20 protein-coding genes are annotated in these 20,607 nt (G+C 52.5%); 9 read left to right on the plus strand and 11 right to left on the minus strand.

Going from position 1 to position 20,607, the window contains the following annotated elements; genetic code table 11:
• The first annotated feature begins 104 nt into the window (after positions 1 to 104).
• The 3 genes from fdnG to fdnI are packed head-to-tail and all read left to right on the plus strand — an operon-like array spanning position 105 to position 4,697.
• The gene (gene fdnG, locus AC6EMZ_RS15660; RefSeq protein ID WP_498403508.1) at positions 105 to 3,152 is read left to right on the plus strand and encodes a formate dehydrogenase-N subunit alpha; all 3,048 of its coding nucleotides are present in this window, start codon (positions 105 to 107) and stop codon (positions 3,150 to 3,152) included.
• 11 nt (positions 3,153 to 3,163) lie between these two features.
• Positions 3,164 to 4,048 carry a formate dehydrogenase subunit beta gene (gene fdxH, locus AC6EMZ_RS15665; RefSeq protein ID WP_498403509.1) on the plus strand — a complete coding sequence of 295 codons (885 nt, stop codon included), beginning with the start codon at positions 3,164 to 3,166 and terminating at the stop codon, positions 4,046 to 4,048.
• Complete coding sequence (fdnI, locus tag AC6EMZ_RS15670) at positions 4,041 to 4,697, plus strand: formate dehydrogenase-N subunit gamma (protein ID WP_498403511.1); 657 nt, start codon at positions 4,041 to 4,043, stop codon at positions 4,695 to 4,697. Before fdxH ends, fdnI begins: the two co-directional genes overlap by 8 nt.
• A gap of 60 nt (positions 4,698 to 4,757) precedes the next feature.
• Here the strand turns inward: fdnI and AC6EMZ_RS15675 are convergent, their stop codons facing one another.
• From AC6EMZ_RS15675 to ppk2, 3 genes are all read right to left on the minus strand, one after another.
• On the minus strand, positions 4,758 to 5,081 hold the full coding sequence (locus AC6EMZ_RS15675) for a CcdB family protein (protein WP_498403512.1): 324 nt from the start codon (positions 5,079 to 5,081) through the stop codon (positions 4,758 to 4,760).
• A complete protein-coding gene (locus tag AC6EMZ_RS15680) occupies positions 5,081 to 5,269 on the minus strand; it encodes a hypothetical protein (protein WP_498403513.1) in 189 nt (62 codons plus the stop codon). The genes AC6EMZ_RS15675 and AC6EMZ_RS15680 overlap by 1 nt, the downstream gene beginning before the upstream one ends.
• Before the next feature lie 129 nt (positions 5,270 to 5,398).
• Positions 5,399 to 6,217 (minus strand): polyphosphate kinase 2, encoded by an 819-nt coding sequence (gene ppk2, locus AC6EMZ_RS15685; RefSeq protein WP_498403515.1) that lies wholly within the window; start codon positions 6,215 to 6,217, stop codon positions 5,399 to 5,401.
• 139 nt (positions 6,218 to 6,356) lie between these two features.
• Here ppk2 and AC6EMZ_RS15690 point away from each other — a divergent pair, with 139 nt between their 5' ends.
• Together AC6EMZ_RS15690 and araJ are read left to right on the plus strand one after the other, a co-directional pair.
• Complete coding sequence (locus tag AC6EMZ_RS15690; RefSeq protein WP_498403588.1) at positions 6,357 to 7,001, plus strand: Qnr family pentapeptide repeat protein; 645 nt, start codon at positions 6,357 to 6,359, stop codon at positions 6,999 to 7,001.
• 120 nt (positions 7,002 to 7,121) lie between these two features.
• Positions 7,122 to 8,297, plus strand: a complete 1,176-nt coding sequence (araJ, locus tag AC6EMZ_RS15695) for an MFS transporter AraJ (protein WP_498403516.1) — start codon at positions 7,122 to 7,124, stop codon at positions 8,295 to 8,297.
• 26 nt (positions 8,298 to 8,323) lie between these two features.
• Here araJ and AC6EMZ_RS15700 read toward each other — a convergent pair whose 3' ends face one another.
• Positions 8,324 to 9,526 carry an NAD(P)/FAD-dependent oxidoreductase gene (locus tag AC6EMZ_RS15700; RefSeq protein WP_498403518.1) on the minus strand — a complete coding sequence of 401 codons (1,203 nt, stop codon included), beginning with the start codon at positions 9,524 to 9,526 and terminating at the stop codon, positions 8,324 to 8,326.
• Positions 9,527 to 9,736: 210 nt separating this feature from the next.
• Between AC6EMZ_RS15700 and AC6EMZ_RS15705 the strand changes: the two genes are divergently transcribed.
• Positions 9,737 to 10,246, plus strand: a complete 510-nt coding sequence (locus AC6EMZ_RS15705) for an RrF2 family transcriptional regulator (RefSeq protein ID WP_498403519.1) — start codon at positions 9,737 to 9,739, stop codon at positions 10,244 to 10,246.
• Positions 10,247 to 10,285: 39 nt separating this feature from the next.
• Here the strand turns inward: AC6EMZ_RS15705 and adhP are convergent, their stop codons facing one another.
• The 6 genes from adhP to AC6EMZ_RS15735 all read right to left on the minus strand — a co-directional run bounded on the left by adhP (position 10,286) and on the right by AC6EMZ_RS15735 (position 16,897).
• The gene (adhP, locus tag AC6EMZ_RS15710; protein ID WP_498403520.1) at positions 10,286 to 11,296 is read right to left on the minus strand and encodes an alcohol dehydrogenase AdhP; all 1,011 of its coding nucleotides are present in this window, start codon (positions 11,294 to 11,296) and stop codon (positions 10,286 to 10,288) included.
• 217 nt (positions 11,297 to 11,513) lie between these two features.
• Entirely contained in the window at positions 11,514 to 13,223 is a 1,710-nt protein-coding gene (locus AC6EMZ_RS15715; RefSeq protein WP_498403521.1) for an ABC-F family ATP-binding cassette domain-containing protein, read from the minus strand.
• A gap of 289 nt (positions 13,224 to 13,512) precedes the next feature.
• Entirely contained in the window at positions 13,513 to 15,210 is a 1,698-nt protein-coding gene (locus tag AC6EMZ_RS15720; protein WP_498403523.1) for an NAD-dependent malic enzyme, read from the minus strand.
• A gap of 177 nt (positions 15,211 to 15,387) precedes the next feature.
• On the minus strand, positions 15,388 to 15,525 hold the full coding sequence (gene sra, locus AC6EMZ_RS15725) for a stationary-phase-induced ribosome-associated protein (RefSeq protein ID WP_498403524.1): 138 nt from the start codon (positions 15,523 to 15,525) through the stop codon (positions 15,388 to 15,390).
• Positions 15,526 to 15,618: 93 nt separating this feature from the next.
• The gene (gene bdm / locus AC6EMZ_RS15730; protein ID WP_498403525.1) at positions 15,619 to 15,834 is read right to left on the minus strand and encodes a biofilm-dependent modulation protein; all 216 of its coding nucleotides are present in this window, start codon (positions 15,832 to 15,834) and stop codon (positions 15,619 to 15,621) included.
• Between the two features lie 211 nt (positions 15,835 to 16,045).
• Positions 16,046 to 16,897, minus strand: coding sequence for a Vmh family MBL fold metallo-hydrolase (locus AC6EMZ_RS15735; RefSeq protein WP_498403589.1), 852 nt, complete (start codon positions 16,895 to 16,897; stop codon positions 16,046 to 16,048).
• Positions 16,898 to 17,008: 111 nt separating this feature from the next.
• On the opposite strand from AC6EMZ_RS15735, the gene AC6EMZ_RS15740 reads away from it, so the two are divergent.
• From AC6EMZ_RS15740 to AC6EMZ_RS15750, 3 genes are all read left to right on the plus strand, one after another.
• On the plus strand, positions 17,009 to 17,884 hold the full coding sequence (locus AC6EMZ_RS15740) for a LysR family transcriptional regulator (RefSeq protein WP_498403526.1): 876 nt from the start codon (positions 17,009 to 17,011) through the stop codon (positions 17,882 to 17,884).
• Positions 17,885 to 17,992: 108 nt separating this feature from the next.
• On the plus strand, positions 17,993 to 19,039 hold the full coding sequence (locus AC6EMZ_RS15745; protein ID WP_498403527.1) for an NAD(P)-dependent alcohol dehydrogenase: 1,047 nt from the start codon (positions 17,993 to 17,995) through the stop codon (positions 19,037 to 19,039).
• An 83-nt stretch (positions 19,040 to 19,122) separates the two neighbouring features.
• On the plus strand, positions 19,123 to 19,551 hold the full coding sequence (locus tag AC6EMZ_RS15750; protein ID WP_498403528.1) for an OsmC family protein: 429 nt from the start codon (positions 19,123 to 19,125) through the stop codon (positions 19,549 to 19,551).
• 37 nt (positions 19,552 to 19,588) lie between these two features.
• Here the strand turns inward: AC6EMZ_RS15750 and AC6EMZ_RS15755 are convergent, their stop codons facing one another.
• Positions 19,589 to 20,572, minus strand: coding sequence for a mannuronate-specific alginate lyase (locus AC6EMZ_RS15755; RefSeq protein WP_498403529.1), 984 nt, complete (start codon positions 20,570 to 20,572; stop codon positions 19,589 to 19,591).
• Between the last annotated feature and the right edge of the window lie 35 nt (positions 20,573 to 20,607).

Consider the following 20,607-nt stretch of genomic DNA (forward strand, 5'->3'; position numbering starts at 1 on the left):
CTATTAAGGGGGCGAAGATCCGGGAGATTGATTTGACGCAAAAAATGCAGAGGCATTGCTGTTAGTTTGCGGCCGGAAGTCTTATTTCTATCACGAGGACAACGATGGACGTCAGCCGCAGAAAGTTTTTCAAAATCTGCGCGGGCGGTATGGCCGGAACAACAGCTGCTGCGTTGGGATTTGTTCCCAAAATGGCGCTGGCTCAATCGCGTAACTATAAACTGCTGCGCGCCAAAGAGATCCGCAACACCTGCACATACTGCTCCGTGGGTTGTGGGCTATTGATGTATAGCCTGGGCGATGGCGCGAAGAACGCCAAAGAAACGATTTATCATATTGAAGGGGATCCGGATCATCCGGTGAGTCGTGGGGCGCTTTGCCCGAAAGGGGCAGGCCTGCTGGACTACGTCCACAGCGACAACCGACTGCGTTATCCGGAGTACCGCGCGCCAGGTTCAGACCAGTGGCAGCGTATTTCCTGGAATGACGCGTTTGCCCGAATAGCAAAATTAATGAAAGCCGACCGTGACGCCAACTTCGTTGAGAAAAATGACCAGGGCGTGACCGTTAACCGCTGGCTTTCCACCGGGATGCTGTGTGCCTCTGCGGCAAGTAATGAAACCGGCATGCTGACGCAAAAATTTGTGCGCTCGCTCGGCATGCTGGCAGTCGATAACCAGGCGCGCGTCTGACACGGACCAACGGTAGCAAGTCTTGCTCCAACATTTGGTCGCGGTGCGATGACCAACCACTGGGTTGATATCAAAAACGCCAACGTCGTGATGGTAATGGGCGGTAACGCCGCTGAAGCCCATCCAGTGGGGTTCCGCTGGGCGATGGAAGCGAAAAATAATAACGATGCGACACTGATCGTCGTCGATCCTCGCTTTACGCGTACGGCATCGGTGGCTGACATTTATGCGCCAATTCGCTCCGGCACGGACATTACTTTTCTGTCCGGCGTGCTGCTGTACCTTCTTGAAAACGACAAAATCAATGCGGAATACGTCAAGCACTACACCAACGCCAATCTGCTGGTGCGGGAAGATTTTGCCTTCGACGACGGTTTATTTAGCGGCTATGACGCTGAAAAACGCCAATACGATAAATCGAGCTGGAACTATCAGTTCGACGAAAACGGCTACGCCAAACGCGATGAAACCCTGACCGACCCGCGCTGCGTGTGGAATTTGCTGAAACAACACGTTTCTCGCTATACGCCAGACGTGGTGGAAAATATCTGCGGTACGCCAAAAGCCGACTTCCTGAAAATCTGTGAAGTGCTGGCCTCCACCAGCGCGGCGGACAGAACCACAACGTTCCTGTATGCGCTGGGCTGGACACAGCACACCGTCGGTGCGCAGAACATCCGTACCATGGCGATGATCCAACTGCTGCTGGGCAATATGGGGATGGCGGGTGGCGGCGTGAATGCTCTGCGTGGACACTCCAACATTCAGGGACTAACCGATCTGGGACTGCTTTCCACTAGCCTGCCGGGCTACCTGACTTTGCCGTCCGATAAACAGACGGACTTGCAGACTTATCTCACCGCCACTACGCCGAAAGCGACGCTCGCCGATCAGGTGAATTACTGGGGCAACTATCCAAAGTTCTTTGTCAGTCTGATGAAATCCTTCTACGGCGATGCAGCGCAGAAAGAGAACGACTGGGGCTTTGAGTGGCTGCCCAAGTGGGATCAGGCGTACGACGTCATCAAGTATTTCAACATGATGGATAAGGGCCGCGTCACGGGCTATATCTGCCAGGGCTTTAACCCGGTGGCGTCCTTCCCGGACAAAAACAAAGTCGTGCGCTCGCTTAGCAAGCTGAAGTACCTGGTCGTCATCGACCCGCTGGTAACTGAAACCTCGAACTTCTGGCAGAACCATGGCGAGATGAACGATGTCGATACCGCGTCGATTCAGACCGAAGTCTTCCGACTGCCGTCGACCTGCTTTGCCGAAGAGGATGGTTCAATTGCTAACTCCGGTCGCTGGTTGCAATGGCACTGGAAAGGTCAGGATGCGCCAGGCGAAGCGCGTAACGACGGCGAGATTTTGGCCGGGATTTACCATCGCCTGCGCGAGATGTATCGCACTGATGGCGGTAAAGGCGTCGAACCGCTGCTGAAGATGAGCTGGAGCTATAAGCGACCAGATCATCCGGAATCAGAAGAGGTGGCAAAGGAGAACAACGGCGAGGCGCTGGCGGATCTCTATGACGCTAACGGCAACCTTGTGGCGAAAAAAGGCCAACTGCTAAACAGCTTTGCGCTGCTGCGTGATGACGGTAGCACATCCTCTTCCTGCTGGATTTATGCCGGTAGCTGGACGGAGCAGGGCAACCAGATGGCTAACCGCGATAACGCCGACCCGTCAGGCCTTGGCAATACGCTCGGCTGGGCGTGGGCGTGGCCGTTAAACCGTCGCGTGCTTTATAACCGCGCGTCAGCGGACGTCAACGGCAAACCGTGGGATCCGAAGCGCATGCTGATCGAGTGGAACGGATCGAAGTGGACGGGTAACGATATTCCTGACTACAACACTGCCGCACCAGGCAGTGCGACCGGGCCGTTCATCATGCAGCCGGAAGGGTTAGGACGTCTGTTTGCCCTCGATAAGCTGGCAGAAGGACCGTTCCCGGAACACTACGAGCCGATGGAAACGCCGCTAGGTACCAACCCCCTGCACCCGAATGTGGTATCGAACCCGGTGGTTCGCATCTACGAAGACGATGTGCTGCGTTTGGGCAAAAAGGACACGTTCCCGTACGTGGGGACGACTTACCGCCTGACCGAGCATTTCCATACCTGGACTAAGCACGCGCGGCTTAACGCTATCGCACAGCCTGAACAGTTTGTGGAGATCAGCGAAACGCTGGCGGCAGCGAAAGGGATTGCGAATGGCGATCGCGTGACGGTGAGCAGCAAGCGTGGGTTTATTCGCGCGGTGGCGGTGGTGACGCGTCGTTTGCAGAGCCTGAACGTTCACGGCCAGCAGGTCGAAACCGTCGGTATTCCGCTGCACTGGGGCTTTGAAGGGGTCGCGCAAAAAGGCTATCTCGCCAATACCCTGACGCCAAACGTCGGTGATGCCAACTCGCAAACGCCGGAATATAAGGCGTTTCTGGTCAACATTGAGAAAGCGTAAGGAGCGATTAAATGGCGATGGAAACACAAGACGTTATTAAACGCTCAGCGACCAACCCGATAACCCCCGCGCCCCGCGTGCGGGATTATAAGGCAGAAGTGGCGAAGCTTATCGATGTCTCCTCCTGCGTGGGTTGCAAAGCCTGCCAGGTGGCCTGTTCAGAATGGAATGATATCCGTCAAGAGGTCGGGCATTGCGTCGGGGTGTACGACAACCCAGCGGATCTGAGCGCTAAATCCTGGACGGTGATGCGCTTTAGCGAAACCGACCAAAACGGCAAGCTGGAATGGTTAATTCGCAAAGACGGCTGCATGCACTGCGAAGATCCCGGGTGCCTTAAGGCGTGTCCGTCTGCCGGGGCGATTATTCAGTATGCCAACGGTATCGTCGATTTCCAGCAGGACAACTGCATCGGCTGCGGCTACTGCATTGCCGGGTGTCCATTCAACGTCCCGCGTCTGAATAAAGACGATAACCGGGTCTACAAATGCACCTTGTGCGTGGATCGTGTGAGCGTGGGTCAGGAACCTGCCTGCGTGAAAACGTGCCCGACCGGAGCAATTCATTTCGGTACCAAGAAAGAGATGCTGGATGTGGCGCAGGAGCGTGTGGATAAGCTAAAAGCACGCGGCTACGACAAGGCCGGGATTTACAACCCACAGGGCGTCGGGGGAACGCACGTGATGTATGTGCTGCACCATAACGATCGGCCAGAGCTGTATCACAATCTGCCGAAAGAACCCGCGATTGATACTTCAATCAACCTGTGGAAAGGGGCGCTTAAGCCGCTTGCCGCCGCGGGCTTTATCGCCACCTTTGCCGGATTGATTTATCACTACATTGGTATCGGGCCGAACAAAGAGGTGGACGATGACGAGGAAGATCGCCATGAGTAAGTCGAAGATGATTATGCGCACGACGTTTATCGACCGCGCCTGTCACTGGACAGTGGTGATTTGCTTCTTCCTGGTGGCGGTGTCCGGGATTTCGTTCTTCTTCCCGACGCTGCAATGGCTGACCGAGACCTTCGGCACCCCGCAGATGGGGCGTATTCTGCATCCGTTCTTCGGCGTGCTGATTTTCGTGGTGCTGATGTTTATGTTCGTGCGCTTCGTGCATCACAACATCCCGGACAAGCAGGATATTCCATGGGTGAAAGGGATCGTCGAAGTCCTGAAAGGGAACGAGCATAAAGTGGCTGAAGTCGGCAAATACAACGCCGGACAAAAGATGATGTTCTGGACCATCATGAGTATGATTTTTGTGCTGCTGGTGACCGGCGTTATTATCTGGCGTCCGTATTTTGCCCACTATTTCCCGATGCAGGTGATTCGCTACAGTCTGCTCATCCATGCGACGTCGGCCATTATTTTGATCCACGCCATCCTGATCCATATGTATATGGCGTTCTGGGTGAAAGGATCGATTAAGGGCATGGTTGAAGGGAAGGTGAGCCGCCGCTGGGCGCAAAAACACCACCCGCGCTGGTATCGCGACGTTGAACGTATGGAAGCGAAAAAAGAGAGTACCGAAGGGATGAAGTAAGTCTCTGTAAGATCCCCCGCACCGGATGGTGATATTGATTCGGTGCGGGTATTTCGGGAGTCAGGTATTGGTGATTAAGGCGTCAATAGCGGAAACGATGCAGCTTCTTTCGTTTCGAAGATTGCATACAAAATTCTTATTATTTAACTTCTTTCTCTCCACATGCGTAATCCCTGGAGTATTGAGAAAAAATTTCTGAAAATCAATATTCACTAATGGTGTTACTGCATGATTATGACCGTGAATATGACGACAGTAACTCAGGGGTAAAATAAGCCTCGTTGATAGATCATCATAGTAATCATGTTGGATAATCATAAAATAAGGCTGTAGTTCGCGGGTTTTGTCTGATGTATTTCGGTAAATATCAAATTGAAAACCCATCACAATCCTCCAAAAAAAGGATCATCAGATAATAAACCTGCTTTCTTTGTGAACTCATTCATAGCTCGTATGAATTTTTTATCTCGCTGGCGTTGCTGGTTTCGTTCCTCTGTTGATATCTCTGGACGTGGCAGTGCGCCTGCCATCGGCTGCTCTGCCTTGCGATTGGTAACACTTTGTGTTTTCACATTTCACCTCCTGTGTTGGTGCACGCATTATCAATACTCTCCAATAAAAAACAATACCGTTCCCCCTGGTAATATAAAAAATGCGAGCATCATTCCAGTGGGGAATGTAAGTTACAAAAAAACGTCTTATTAAAATCGCTCCTGAATATAGCGGAACGGATAATCGGTTGGTTTCACTTTACCCACTTTACGTTTTGGTAATTTCACCGGCTCGACTGGCAGTGATTTATAAGGTATTTGCGCAAGCAGATGCGAAATGACGTTGAGCCGTACGCGTTTTTTATCCTCTGAACGCGCGACAAACCAGGGGGCCCAGGCACTATCGGTAGAGGCAAACATGGCATCGCGCGCGACGGTATATTCATCCCACAGCTTGAAGGATTTTATATCCATTGGGGAAAGCTTCCAGGTTTTGCGTCCATCGTTGATGCGGTCGTGCAGGCGGCGTTCCTGCTCTTTCGGTGTGACTTCGAGCCAGTACTTTATCAAGATGATACCGGCATCGACCATCGCCTTCTCGATAATGGGGGCACCGTCCAGGAACTTATTGACCTCATCGGATGTGCAAAAACCCATCACTCGCTCAACGCCCGCTCGGTTGTACCAGCTGCGATCGAAAATAACGATTTCGCCGGCAGAAGGGAGATGAGGCACGTAGCGCTGGAAGTAGAGCTGGCTTTTTTCTTTGTCGGTTGGCGCGGGTAGCGCGACAACGCGAAAAACGCGAGGACTGACACGCTCGGTAATGGCTTTGATCGTGCCGCCTTTGCCCGCACCATCTCGTCCTTCAAAAACGATGCATACCTTGAGCCCTTTGCTAACGACCCACTGCTGGAGCTTAACCAGCTCCACATGAAGACGGCGTAACTCCTTTTCATACTCCTTCTGCTTGAGCGGAACGTAAATCACCTTCTCAGCAGAAGTTTTAGCTTTTTTTGAATTTCCCATAGCAACGCTCGTATCGTGGATGGAGGTAACATATTGAAGTGTAATTGGCCCCCTTAAACTTCGTGGGAAATTTTTGATGTCGTAGCGGCGGCGTTCGGGTTAGAATTCCGCGATACTGTATAAATAAACAGGTGATGCAATAATGCTGACATTGAACGGCGAGAAAATTGACCGTAGCCGGTTTACCGGCGCAAAAATTGAGAATAGCGCGTTTTATAACTGTGATTTTTCAGGTGCGGATCTGACCGATACCGAGTTTGTGGGCTGTCAGTTTTACGATCGCGAGAGCCAGCAGGGTGGCAATTTTAGCCGCGCCGTATTAAAAGATGCCGCCTTCAAAAGCTGCGATTTATCGATGGCTGATTTTCGCAACGCCAGCGCGCTGGGTATCGAAATCCGCGATTGCCGGGCGCAGGGCGCGGACTTTCGTGGTGCCAGCTTTATGAATATGATCACCTCGCGTACCTGGTTTTGCAGTGCTTACATCACGAAATCCAATCTCAGCTATGCGAACTTTTCTAAAGTGGTCCTGGAGAAATGCGAGTTGTGGGAAAACCGCTGGAACGGAGCGAATATCCTTGGTGCGAGCTTTAGCGGGTCCGATCTCTCCGGCGGCGAGTTTTCTTCCTTTGACTGGCGAGCGGCCAATTTTACCCATTGCGACCTCACTAATTCCGAACTGGGCGATCTTGACGTTCGCCGCACTGATTTACAGGGCGTTAAAATAGACAGCTATCAGGTGTCGCAAATAATGGAGCGCCTCGGGATCCTGGTGATGGGCTAAGCATATACACAACTCAAGTCGAAATAATGGATGAATGGGTCAGAAGGTGAGTTCGAACTGGCTCACCATACCAGATTGGTCAATAATGCCTGTTGCAAATTTTTAACAAGTGGTTGTGGAATGAAGAAGACCGTTTTTTCGTTGGCGTTAGGGACCTTTGGCCTGGGGATGGCTGAATTCGGTATCATGGGCGTCCTGACCGAACTCGCGCAGGATACGGGGATTACGATCCCGTCGGCCGGGAATATGATTTCGTTTTACGCTTTTGGCGTGGTGATTGGCGCACCGATTATTGCGCTCTTTTCCAGCAAGTTCTCCTTAAAAACTATTCTGCTTTTCCTGGTAGCGCTGTGCGTAGCGGGTAACGCTATTTTTACCTTCTCGACGTCCTATACCATGCTGGCGATAGGGCGACTGGTTTCTGGTTTTCCGCATGGGGCATTTTTTGGCGTGGGGGCGATAATCCTCTCTAAAATTGCGCCGCCGGGGAAAGTGACCTTAGCCGTAGCCGGGATGATCGCCGGGATGACGGTGGCCAACCTGCTGGGCGTTCCATTGGGGACCTGGCTTGGGCATGAATATAGCTGGCGCTATACCTTCTTTATGATCGCCGCGTTTGATGCGCTGGTGATTCTGGCGATTATCCTCTGGGTACCCAACCTTTACGATAAAGCTAATACCAGACTTGCCGAACAATTCCATTTTTTAAAGCGGCCCGAACCGTGGCTTATCTTCGCAGCGACGATGTTTGGTAATGCGGGAGTATTCGCCTGGTTTAGCTTCGTTAAGCCATTCATGGTGAATGTCTCCGGGTTTTCAGAAGTCTTCATGACGGCGATCATGATGCTGATGGGGCTGGGAATGGTGCTCGGCAATATGCTCAGCGGAAAACTCTCCGGGCGGTACAGCCCGCTGCGAATAGCGGCAACCACCAATCTGGTGATTGTGCTGTCGCTGTTGCTGTTATTCACCTTCGGACAGTACAAGCCGGCATCGCTAATGATGGGTTTCATCTGCTGTATGGGTTTGTTCGCGCTGTCAGCACCTTTACAAATCATGTTATTACAGAATGCGAAAGGCGGAGAGCTGTTGGGGGCGGCGGGTGGTCAGGTCGCGTTTAATCTGGGGAGCGCAATTGGTGCCTGGTTCGGAGGAATGATGATCACGCTTGGCTATAGCTGGAGCTACGTGACTCTGCCAGCGGCACTTCTTTCATTTGCGGCGATGTCGTCGCTGCTGATGTACGGCCACAAGAAGGCCAAAAGAGGTCAGGCCAACGACAATGCGTTAGCCTGACCAGCTATGGGCGGTAAACCTGTCTGTTAAACAAACTTCGCCAGCGGATCGGCCGCCGCAAAGGCCACCGCGCGATCTGCTGCAGGGGGATAAATCAGTTCGTTGGTGATGGCAATTTTGATTTTCTTTGCTTCTGCACGTACGGATTTGACGTCCTGTTCCCAGCCTTCGGTATAAACCGCGCCCCAGGCCCCCAGATCCAGACAGGTGACGTAGTTAACCTGGCGATATGGGTAAGGCTCAACGTTCAGCAGGCTTGCGGCGGCGTTGTGCCCGGCAAATTTACCCAGTTGAATAGCGTGCTGGCAGGTCATCAGTGCCGTATTACCCAGGTCATCGGTTTTGGCGTGAGCCGTATCGCCGGTAGCATACACCTCTGGATGCGCTGGAACTTGTAAAAGCGCGTTCACCCGCAGACGTGCCTGACCGTCGCGTTCGCCATCAATCTGTCCCGTCAGAGAGTGCGCTTCCACGCCCGCTGTCCAGACTACCGATGAGGATTCGATACGCTCACCATTTTTCAAGGTCACGCCGCTGGCGTCAATCGCTTCGATTTCGCTGTTCAGACGCCACTCAATGCCTAACTCGTTGCTGGCCTCTTCAATCACGCTGCGCAGGGCTTCGCTGTAGCGGCCACCCTTCACTGCACCACGCTCAACTACGATAACTTTAATCCTGGTATCATCGCCGAAACGGGCGCGAAGTCGGGCAGGGAGTTCGGTGGCCAGTTCAATACCAGTAAAACCCCCACCGCAGACGACAACGGTGTTACGAGCAGGCGTTGATGGCTGCGTCGTCAGCGCATCGAGGTGGTTTTCAAATACCTGTGCAGATTCAATCTGGTCGATATCGAAGGCAAATTCTGCCAGGCCCGCTATCGATGGGCGTTTAGTCTGGCTGCCTGTCGCGAGGATCAGACGTTCAAAGCTCGCAGAGGTCGTGTTGCCGGATTTATCGCGGTACCAAACGATTTTCTCTTTTGTGTCAATACGTTCTGCGCTGCCTGCAATATAGGTGATATCCAGCTCAGCAAATAACGCACTCAGAGGGGCGACAAAGCCTGATACTTTTTCCTCATAAAAACGTGGTCGAACCCGCAGCTCGGGTTTCGGGGACAGTACCGTAATACACAGGTCATCACACTGATTCAGTTCTGCCAGGCGTGCCGCACTGACCGCTGCCCACATGCCGGAAAAACCACTACCCACAATTAAAATTTGCTTTTTCATCTTCGTTCCTTTTGATCGCCAGGCTTTGTGTCTGACATAACTGCAACTATACTTGTCGGAGTTAACTACGACAACTTCTTTCTGAGTTTGCGCGGAATGATGATCGTAACTGCAATAAAAATAGTGGGTTACAACTGCGTATCTTTTTGGCTGTTTCTCTTTTCGGTAACCTGGCTATAATAACCACGATTATTGATTTCGGAGTTAACCATGGCTTTTTACAGTTCCGGTGTGGAATATGGCATTCATAGCCTGATGTGTATGGTGGATGCTAAGGGTAACGAGCGTGAAATGAGCGTCAGGGAGATGGCTGCCTTACAGGGCGTGCCATACGATTACCTGGGTAAAATCTTCACGCGTCTGTCACGCGCCGGACTGGTGAGCAGTACGGAAGGCAAGGGCGGTGGGTTTAAGCTTGCGCGGCCCGCCGAGCTGATTACCGTGCTGGACGTGGCACATGCCATCGACGGTGAGAAAAATATGTTTGAGTGTCGGGAAGTGCGTCAGCGTCTGGCGGTGTTTGATGAGACTCCGCCAGCCTGGGTGTGTGACGGGCCGTGCGGGGTGCGTTCAGTGATGGATAGCGCGCAGCAGCGTATGGAAGAGGAGTTAGGCCGCCATACTATTCTCGATCTGGCACGCAAGATGTACCGAAAAGCGCCGGACACCTTTTTGATTGAGGTTCAGGACTGGATAACCGACAGACGTAGTGCAACGTGACGTGAAGCCCTCTCCATGATCGGAAAGGGCCATACAGGTTTAAGAGCGCAGATCGATAACCATACGACCGCGGATCTGTCCTTGCTCCATCTCTTTAAAGATGGCATTGATGTCTTCCATCGGGCGCATCGTAACTTTTGGAACCACTTTGCCTTCGGCTGCAAACTGGAAAGCTTCAATCAGATCCTGACGTGTTCCCACCAGCGAACCGACCACCTGAATACCATCAAGCACCAGACGCGGGATGTCCAGGCTCATTGACTCTGGCGGAAGACCGACCGCCACCACGCGTCCACCTGCACGTACGGCATCTACCGCTGAGTTGAATGCCGCTTTTGCCACCGCAGTGACCACAGCGGCATGCGCGCCACCGGTTTTTTCCTGAATCACTTTCGCGGCGTCTTCTGTGCGAGAGTTAACGGTTAAATCGGCTCCCATCTCGGCGGCCAGTTTTAACTGTTCGTCATTGACGTCAATAGCAATCACTTTGGCATTAAAGACGTTTTTTGCGTATTGCAGCGCAAGATTACCCAAACCGCCCAGACCATAAATGGCAATCCATTGGCCTGGCTTGATGTGAGAGATTTTCACCGCTTTATAAGTCGTGACGCCAGCGCAGGTAATACTGCTGGCAGCAGCGGATTCCAGGCCATCCGGCACTTTCACCGCGTAGTCTGCAACGACAATACACTCTTCAGCCATGCCGCCATCCACGGAATATCCAGCGTTCTTCACATCGCGGCAGAGCGTCTCGTTGCCGGCGTTGCAGTATTCGCAGTGACCGCAACCTTCGAAAAACCAGGCGACGCTGGCGCGATCGCCCACTTTAAGTGATTTAACACCCGGGCCGATTGATTTTACGATCCCAATCCCTTCATGGCCCAATATAACCCCGGTTTTGTCACCAAAATCACCGTTCTTGACGTGAAGATCGGTATGGCAAACGCCGCAGCATTCCATTGACAGTAACGCTTCGCCATGTTCCAGAGAACGTAGCGTTTTTTCGGTGACATTGACCTGATGGTCCTGAGTGACAACAGCAGCTTTCATATGTTTCTCCATGTTCATGATGAGATTCTGCACAGCAGGTGTTCTACTCCTTTAGAATTAGTTGTTTGAATCACTTATGCAAGGCGACTGCAACATAATGTAATAATTTCATCGTCTTTATGAACATTTATTGCGGAAATAATGAGATTAATCCATACAAAGTATGTGGCAAAAAGACAACGAAAAAGCCCGACGATTTACACCGACGGGCTCAGGCTTACAGTTGCGCTTCTAAGGCCTTAATTTCATCCTGCCATTGCGCCTGAAGCTGGCGTTTTTGATGCTTTGGTTTGCGTGCCAAATCCTCAGCCAGCAGTGTTTCCAGAGTGACCAGTCTTTCAAGGATATCGTCGCTTTCCCGGTGCCCAGCGCTGGCGACAGATAACGGCGTGACGGAATGTGTCAGTCCGCTCTTGTCTCGTAGGCGATCAAACACCGCTTCAGCATCATGCCATTCTGTCAGCATGCCGTTTTCAACCAGCCAGAACCGATTACAGCTTTGGCTAATTAACTGCCGGTCGTGACTCACCAACAGCACGCCGCCTTCGAACTGATTCAGCGTGTGGGCTAATGCCTCTTTGCCTTCCATATCCAGGTGGTTGGTGGGTTCGTCGAGCATCAACAGGCTATAGCGTGCCAGCGTCAGCCCCACAAATAGCAGGCGCGAGCGTTCGCCGCCGCTCAGGACACTGACTTTTTGCCCGTGCCGTGCCCAGGGAAAGCCCGAACTAATCAACGCCATTTTGCGATCCTGCGGGTTGGGTGCAAAGGGCTCGAGCGCGTCGAGCAGCGAAGCATCATCCGGTAGTTGACGCAACGTCTGGTCATAGTAGCCGAGCGTGACGCGGGGATGGATTTTCAGTTCACCTGCGTGTTGTTCGGCCGTAAATTGCTGCCAGATTAGCTTCATTAAAGATGATTTTCCGCAGCCGTTGTGTCCGACAATCGCTACCCGGTCGCCGCTTTTGAGTCTCGCCATGTCCACGCAAAAGAGCGCAGGCAGGCCCGGTGCTGGCGGCACGGCAAGTGCGTCCATTTCCAGCAGACGATCGGCTCGCAGCGCATCACCGCGCAGAGTTAACGTCCACTGGCTTCCCGCCGTGAGGTAGGTCTGACTCTCCTTCAGGCGATCGACCTGTTTTTCCATCTGTTTGGCTTTGCGGGCCAGATCTTCGTTGTCGTAAACCTTGCCCCAGGTTGCCAGTCTTTTGGCACTGGCCGCAACGCGATCGATCTCTTTTTGTTCGGCTTTGTGCCGCAGGGCATCGCTCTCGTCTTTTGCCGCCAGCGCACGGCGCGCCGCGGTGCAGGGAAGCGCGAAGTCATGCAAGGTTTTATCGCGCAGAATCCAGCTTTTATTGGTAACCACATCTAACAACTGCCTGTCGTGGGACACCAGCACAAAGCTGCCGGACCAGGACTGCAAAAACTGCTCCAGCCACAGCATGGTAGGAAGATCGAGGTGGTTACTCGGTTCGTCCAGCAACAGCAGATCGGGATCGTTAACGAGCGCGCGGGCAAGCAGTAAACGCGTGTGTTGCCCGCCGCTTAAGGTGGCCGTTTGCAGACCAGTATCCTGCGGGCTAAAGCCCATTCCCGCGAGCAGCGTTTCAGCTTTCCAGCGAAGGCTTTCGCGTTCGGCGAGGGGGAGTTGAGTCAGTACGGCATCCAGCATGGTGAGCGGGAAAACGGACTCAGGCAGATGCTGTTCAATGCGGGCCATCAGGCAGTGCCCGGCTAAGGCTACCGAGCCGACGGCGGGTGAGTCGGTACCATCCAGGACTTTCAGCAGGGTGCTTTTACCGCAGCCGTTATCGCCCAGCAGACCAATGCGGTCACCTTTCTTCAGGGTAAAAGAGAGCGAGTCGAAAAGCGTTCCAAACGCAGTATCAACACGGAGAGATTGTGCAGTTAGTAATGTGCTCATTTGTTGCTTACTCAAGAGTTACAGGCATGGGAATGCCTCGTCAAACATCGCTGACGATAACTCAGTAAGCCTGAGGGAAGGGAATCAGGATAAGTTGTCTTCGCTCAAGCAGAAGTTATCGCAGCACGATACCGATAACGCTTGAGTCGATGCGATCGCCTAAAGTATGTGAAAAATTGAAAATTTCACAGTACAGCATAAGAGTCCTCCTTATATATTCAGTTGGTTAATGTATTCTGAGAGTGTAACGGGAACATTAAAAAAGGCAACTTTCGTTGCCTTTTTACGTTTAAATCGAGGTGCGGCGGTAGCTGCGGTACTCCGGCATCCAGAAGTTCTCATCAATAGCTTGTTGCAGCGCGTCGGCGGAGGTTTTCACCGCAACACCTTGCTGCTGCGCCATCTTCCCGACCGCAAAGGCAATCGCGCGAGAAACCTTATGGATATCCTTTAACTCGGGCAGAACCAGCCCTTCGCCGTTGTTCACCAGCGGTGAATGTTTTGCCAGCGTTTCACTCGCGGACATCAGCATTTCGTCGGTGATACGTTTTGCACCAGAGGCAATCACGCCCAGGCCAATTCCCGGGAAGATGTACGAGTTGTTGCACTGCGCAATCGGGTAGAGCTTGTCTTTCCAGATAACCGGATCGAACGGGCTGCCGGTAGCAACCAGCGCGTTGCCTTCGGTCCAGGCGATGATGTCCTGGGGCGTGGCTTCGACACGAGAGGTGGGGTTAGACAGCGGCATAACGATCGGGCGTTCGCAATGCTTATGCATCTCGCGAATAATTTCTTCGGTGAACAGGCCGGTTTGTCCAGAAACGCCAATCAGAATATCGGGCTTAACGTTGCGCACCACGTCGAGCAGGGAGAGCACTTCGTTATCGGTATCCCAATTTTTCAGGTTGTCGCGCTTTTGCACCAGCTTGTTCTGGAACGGCAGCAGATTTGGCATGGCGTCGGTCAGCAGGCCGAAGCGGTCAACCATGAACACGCGAGAACGAGCCAGCTCCTCGCTTAAACCTTCGCGCTGGGTTTGCGCAATGATCTGCTCGGCGATCCCGCAACCGGCAGAACCTGCACCCAGGAAGACAATCTTCTGGTAGCTCAGTTGGCTTCCAGCAGCGCGACTGGCGGCAATAAGCGTACCGGCGGTGACGGCTGCGGTACCCTGAATATCGTCGTTAAAGGAGCAAATGTCGTCACGGTAGCGGTTAAGCAGCGGCATGGCGTTTTTCTGCGCAAAGTCTTCGAACTGCAGAAGTACGTCCGGCCAGCGTTGTTTTACCGCCTGGATAAAGTCATCAACAAACTGGTAATACTCATCATCGGTAATACGCGGGTGACGCCATCCCATATACAGCGGGTCGGTCAGCAACTGCTGGTTGTTAGTCCCGACATCCAGCACCACCGGCAGGGTGTACGCCGGGCTAATGCCGCCGCAGGCGGTGTAGAGTGACAGTTTTCCAATAGGGATCCCCATACCACCAATGCCCTGGTCGCCCAGACCCAAAATACGCTCACCGTCGGTTACCACGATCACTTTGATATTGTGGTTCGGCACGTTTTGCAGGATATCGTCCATGTTGTGACGATTCTGATAGGAGATAAAGACCCCGCGCGAACGACGATAAATTTCGGAGAAACGTTCGCAGGCGGCACCTACCGTAGGGGTATAGATAACCGGCATCATCTCTTCGAGATGATTTTGTACCAGTCGGTAGAAGAGGGTTTCGTTAGTGTCCTGGATGTTGCGCAGGTAGATGTGTTTGTCTATCTCGGTTTTGAAACCCTGGTACTGGATCCACGCGCGTTCCGCTTGTTCTTCAATGGTCTCAACCACTTCGGGAAGCAGACCGAGGAGGTTAAAGCTTCCGCGCTCTTCCATGCTGAAAGCGCTGCCTTTGTTCAGCAGCGGGAACTCCAGCAGAACCGGGCCAGCGTACGGGATGTAAAGGGAACGATGTTTCTTGGCGTTATTGTCCATGTTACTCACTCGATTTTTGGGTATCCGTCCCTGGCACTGTCATTTGTCATCTTTCTGGCTTACTGCCAGGGAGTTGGGTCGGCTGGTATTATAAAGGAGGTGAATATGAATTACCTCAACGCACAAACAAAAACACCATCGGTTTTGCCGATGGTGTCGTCAGTCGTACGCGGGATCTTATTTGTCTGCGTGGCGTTTTCTGCCGGACGCATGGGTCACTACGGTTTCATTGCTGCCCTCAATCACCACCTTACGCTGATTAGAGAGCTTGTAGTTCAATCCCAAAATATGACGTGCCTTACGGTTCGATTTCATATGACGCCTCAATCCTGTTGATAGTTTTAAGGACAAGTTTGCTTTCGCAAACGAAATGTACCCCTTAGGTTGCCGATCCAGCATAGCAGGTTTTTACAGGGGAGTATGTTGACCACTCACGACGTAGTTAATTGTCTGCTGATAAATATCACTGAGGATGTCATTGTCAGAGGCTTCTACCCAGCGGGTGAGTTCCATCAAAATGTCATCTTCAGTGACCGCGCCATGTTCTGCGCGTAAGCCTTGTTCAATAGCGTTTACCAGGGCCGGTTGTGCGGAATGAGTATTTGCTGAGTAATGAGTAAACATGCTGCCTCCGTGTCGTTATCTGTGTAATGTTCCGGTTTACAAATTGTAATTCGCATTCACAATGGCAAATATTTATTCCGCTGTGGTTCAGATTCATCCTGGAAATAAAAATATCATAATTAACTCTTTTTATTCATCCTTGTCAGGTTCGGGGTTATTCATATTTCCCCTGCTATAAATATATTAAATATAGCAGGGGGGAATTAGCGTTTTACCACTTCATTTCGCCGGTATTGACTTTGGCACTCAGCTCCAGCGAACTCTCTTCTGCCAGGTCTGGCCACTGCTTTTTCATCGCGGTAATCACCTGTGCGGAGCTTTTATTTTCCGCCAGCGCCTGTTCAAACTGCTGTAAATAGGTGCGGGTGAAATTCACAGCGTCAAGACCAGCGGGTGGTGTCCCAAGGTAGTGCCCAGGAATGACGCGCTCAGGATTGAGGGCCGACATCTCATCAAGCGTAGTCAACCACTGCTGACGGCTCTCTTTGGTCTGCGTATCGGCAGTCCAGAGGTGGATGCCCCACGACACGCCGGTCCCGCCCAGGATGGCTTTTGCAGAAGGAACCCAGACGTAAGCGGCGTAGCTGTCAGGCTGTTTAATTTCGATTTTCTCGCCATCCACCATAAACGTCGTTGAAGCGATAACCTGCGGGACAATCAGTTTCGTTGGCGCACCGTCTTTCATCTGTGGGCCCCAGAAGGCCAGTTTGGCATCTTTGGTTTCTTTGATATGGTCAACCACGTGCTGAGTCGCTACCACTTTTGCATTCGGGAAGGCTTTAACCAGCGGTTGCAGACCAAAGTAGAAATCAGGATCTCCGGAGGTAATCACAATTTTATTTAACGTTTTGCCGCTGCGACGAATTTTATCAACCAGCGCTTCACCCTCTTTCACGCTGAATTGAGCATCAAAGAGCACAGCTTCTTTTGGCCCGGAAACCAGCGTTGACGAAACGGCAAAAATGCCTTTGTCCTGTGGGTTATAGGTGTCCAGGGCCAGCGGCGCGGCAAAAACGGCAGGAGTGAAAAGGGAAGTGAGCAGGGCAAGGCGAGTAAGCTTCATCATAATGTCTCTGTTTTAGGAAAGTCTCTATTGTACGGATCTCTTCATTTGCCAGAATTCCTGAAACAAGACATGCTTAGTTTCATAAATCGAGCAGATGGAGTCGCAGGAATGGATCGCGTTATCGCAGCCCAGGTCTATAACCGAATATGTGAATTGGGGAGTTTAAGTGCGGCCGCCCGGGCGCTTGGGATCTCGCGGCCTATGGTGAGTCGCTACCTGGAGCAGATGGAAAAGTGGGCGGGAACCCGGCTGATCCATCGTTCGACGCGCAAGCTGACTCTGACATCAGCCGGGGAACAGGTGCTACAAAAAACCCGAAATTTGTCGCGACTGTCGCAGGAAATTGAGGACCAGTCATCGAAAGACACTCCCACAGGCACGCTGCGCGTAGCTTGCGCGCATTTCACCGCGATGCAAATTGTGGCTCCCGTCCTGCCCGCTTTTCTGGCACGTTATCCCGCGCTTCGGGTGGAAATGGATGTGAATAACCATCCTGTGAGTCTGGTGGGTGAACGTATCGATGTGGCGATCCGCATTACGGATAACCCGGAACCGGGGATGATTGCCCGTCGCCTGGGAGAGTGCCGCTCGGTGCTCTGCGCATCGCCTGGATACCTCGACATCAACGGTACCCCGCAAACGCTGGAAGAGTTGGCGCAACACAACTGTTTGCATTACAGCTTTTTTGCCGGGCAGTCGTGGAATTTTCTCACGACCGGGGGCGAAATGGTCTCGGTGGCGGTAAGTGGAAACCTCAGCGCCAGCATTTCTGCGCTATTGCTGGAGGCGGCCATCAACCACTGTGGCATCGCAATGCTCCCGGAGAGTGAAGCGCAATCGGCAATTGATAGCGGCTTGCTCGTCTGCGTGTTGCCTGTACTGACGCCTAAGCCGCTGGCAATCTATGGAATTTACCAGTCACGCGATTTTCAGCCTGCCGCGCAACGCGTGTTCCTCGACGAACTTGTCCGAAGCCTCACCTGATTAATGAGCTACGCTCATTACGCTATTCCACTTTTATCCATAGTCAGCGTGGAAGGGCTCCAGTAGGTTGGGGGTCTTCTGTGCAGCACCATCATGTGAGGTTGAGAGATGAAAGTTTTGGGTTATGCAGCAAAAACGCCAACGGCTCCACTGGCACCGTTCAACTTTGAGCGCCGCGAGCCGCGTCCTGATGACGTGGTTATCGAAATCCTGTACTGCGGTGTCTGCCATTCCGATCTCCATCAGGCTCGAAACGACTGGGGATTTAGCGAATATCCCATCGTACCAGGCCATGAAATCATTGGCCGTGTAAAATCAATTGGTGACAGTGTCACTAAATTCAAAGCGGATGACCTGGTGGGTATCGGCTGTATGGTGGATTCCTGCCGCGAATGTCATCCCTGTCAGCAGGGCCTTGAGCAGTATTGCGAAGAAGGGAATATTCAAACCTATAACGGTCATGACCGTTTTGACCAACGGCCTACCTACGGTGGATATTCTCAAACCATCGTTGCCAGCGAAGATTTCGTGCTGCGCATTCCGCAAAATATGGACCTGAAAAGCGCCGCACCGCTGTTGTGCGCCGGTATCACCACCTGGTCGCCGCTGCGTCACTGGAATATTGGTAAGGGCAGCAAGGTTGCAGTCATTGGGCTAGGTGGGCTTGGTCATATGGCCATTAAACTGGCTCACGGTCTGGGGGCTGAAGTGACGCTATTCACGCGCTCGCCCGGCAAAGAGGCCGACGCCCGACGTTTAGGGGCTGACCGGATTGTCTATTCAACGGACGATAATCAGATGGTATCCGTCGCTAATCAGTTCAACCTGATCATCGACACGGTGCCGTACGTTCATGATATCGACCCTTATATGTCGACGTTAACGCTGGACGGGACGCTGGTGTTTGTGGGTTTCCTGGGAGATAACCCGCCAGTGAACACGGTTCCAATGATTATTGGCCGTAAATCCATTGCTGGTTCCTGCATTGGGGGAATTGCCGAAACCCAGGAGATGCTCGATTTCTGCGGTGAGCACGGTATTACGTCAGACGTTGAGGTGATCAAGATGGCCGAGATTAATGACGCATTTGAAAGAATGCTCAAAAGCGATGTGAAATATCGTTTTGTGATTGATATGGCGTCACTCACCGCGTGATGGACTAAGACTTCTCTGTCTTCCTCCCATCCCCGGATCCACGTTCTATACTTAATCCTTTGTAAGCCAAAAGGAGAGCAAGAATGACGATTCATAAACACGGTTCGGCACATTGGTCTGGTGATATTAAAAAGGGTAAAGGCACGGTATCTACCGAAAGCGGCGTCCTGAACCAGCAACCTTACGGCTTTAATACCCGTTTTGAAGGCGAAAAAGGGACTAACCCGGAAGAGCTAATAGGTGCCGCGCATGCAGCCTGTTTTTCGATGGCGCTGTCCCTGATGCTGGGTGAGGCTGGGTACACTGCGGATTCTATCGATACCACTGCGGACGTGTCGCTGGACAAAACCGATGGCGGCTTTGCGATAACCAAAATCGCGCTGCAAAGTAAGGTCACCGTACCGGGCATTGAGCCACAGCAGTTTGACGGCATCATTCAGAAAGCGAAAGCGGGTTGCCCGGTATCGCAGGTCCTGAAGGCGGAAATTACGCTGGACTACAAGCTGAACTAAAGTCTATGCCGGGTGAAAGCCCGGCTATTATTTCTCATTATTGATTGCCGTATAGCACGGTGAGATCTCCACCGAGACGTCGATTTGACAGTGGTCGACTGTTATCACGAAGCGTAATAGTGACGTTGTCACATTTTATCAGCGTACAATAAGGTTCCAGCCACTCCAGATGCGATTTGTCGTGTTGTAACACGTAACGCGCCAGCCTAATCAGAGCATGGTTGTTTTCCTGCATCAGATCTTTGTTATTCGCCTGTGCGAAACTGGCGATCATCACCAGCGGCTGCAAAGCATAGTTATGATAGGCAGTGGCGCGCTGTCGGCGTTGTCGTTCGTTAGGCAACGTGCCATCGGCTTCGATTTGCCCCGCCGCAATGCGGTATTCCTTTAAAGACCAGTCAAATAAATCCTGGCGATTTACCGCTACGGATGTTGCCATGACCGACCACGCAGCCCAGTAACTGTGGTTATTCGTTTTAGACAGAGCCAGTCCGTCCCAGTCCTTCACCACCTGGTCAGCCAGCAGGGAAAGCCAGCGATCGATGTCAGCCGTGTCACCTGGCATCGACCGAGGCATAAACTTCAGCTCCAGCCAGCCGGTGGCGAGCGTCGCCAGTGCCCATTTGCGCATCGAACGCCCGGTATGGTTGGTTTGCGTTGAGGTTAGCGCTCCTGCTTTTGCCCAGTCGCGATAGCCGCGTAGTAAGCAGGTTAATGTGGCAGGATCGCCACTTCGCTTATAGCGCCAGACCATCGTCGATATCCCGCGTTCGAAATCGACAATCTGCTTTGTCTGCGCGCGAAATGCCTGTTCTGCTTCTGGATTCAGGGTCGCGCGAGCGCTATCCGAGCCTTCATATTTACTGGGGAAATTCAGGCTCCCGGTATACGGAGCGGGCAAGGCGATGCATTTCCCGCTCACCGTTTTCGCCAGGATTTTGGCAAAGCCCGGCGGCGGCACGAGAGGTGCCGAAAAAGCGAATCCGGGTGCCAGCAACAGCATGAGTAATAAGCGCATCATCAGACTGTACGACAGTCACCAGGCAATCGTCCATT

The sequence above is a fragment of the Enterobacter sp. SCRI0065 genome (assembly GCF_059766475.1).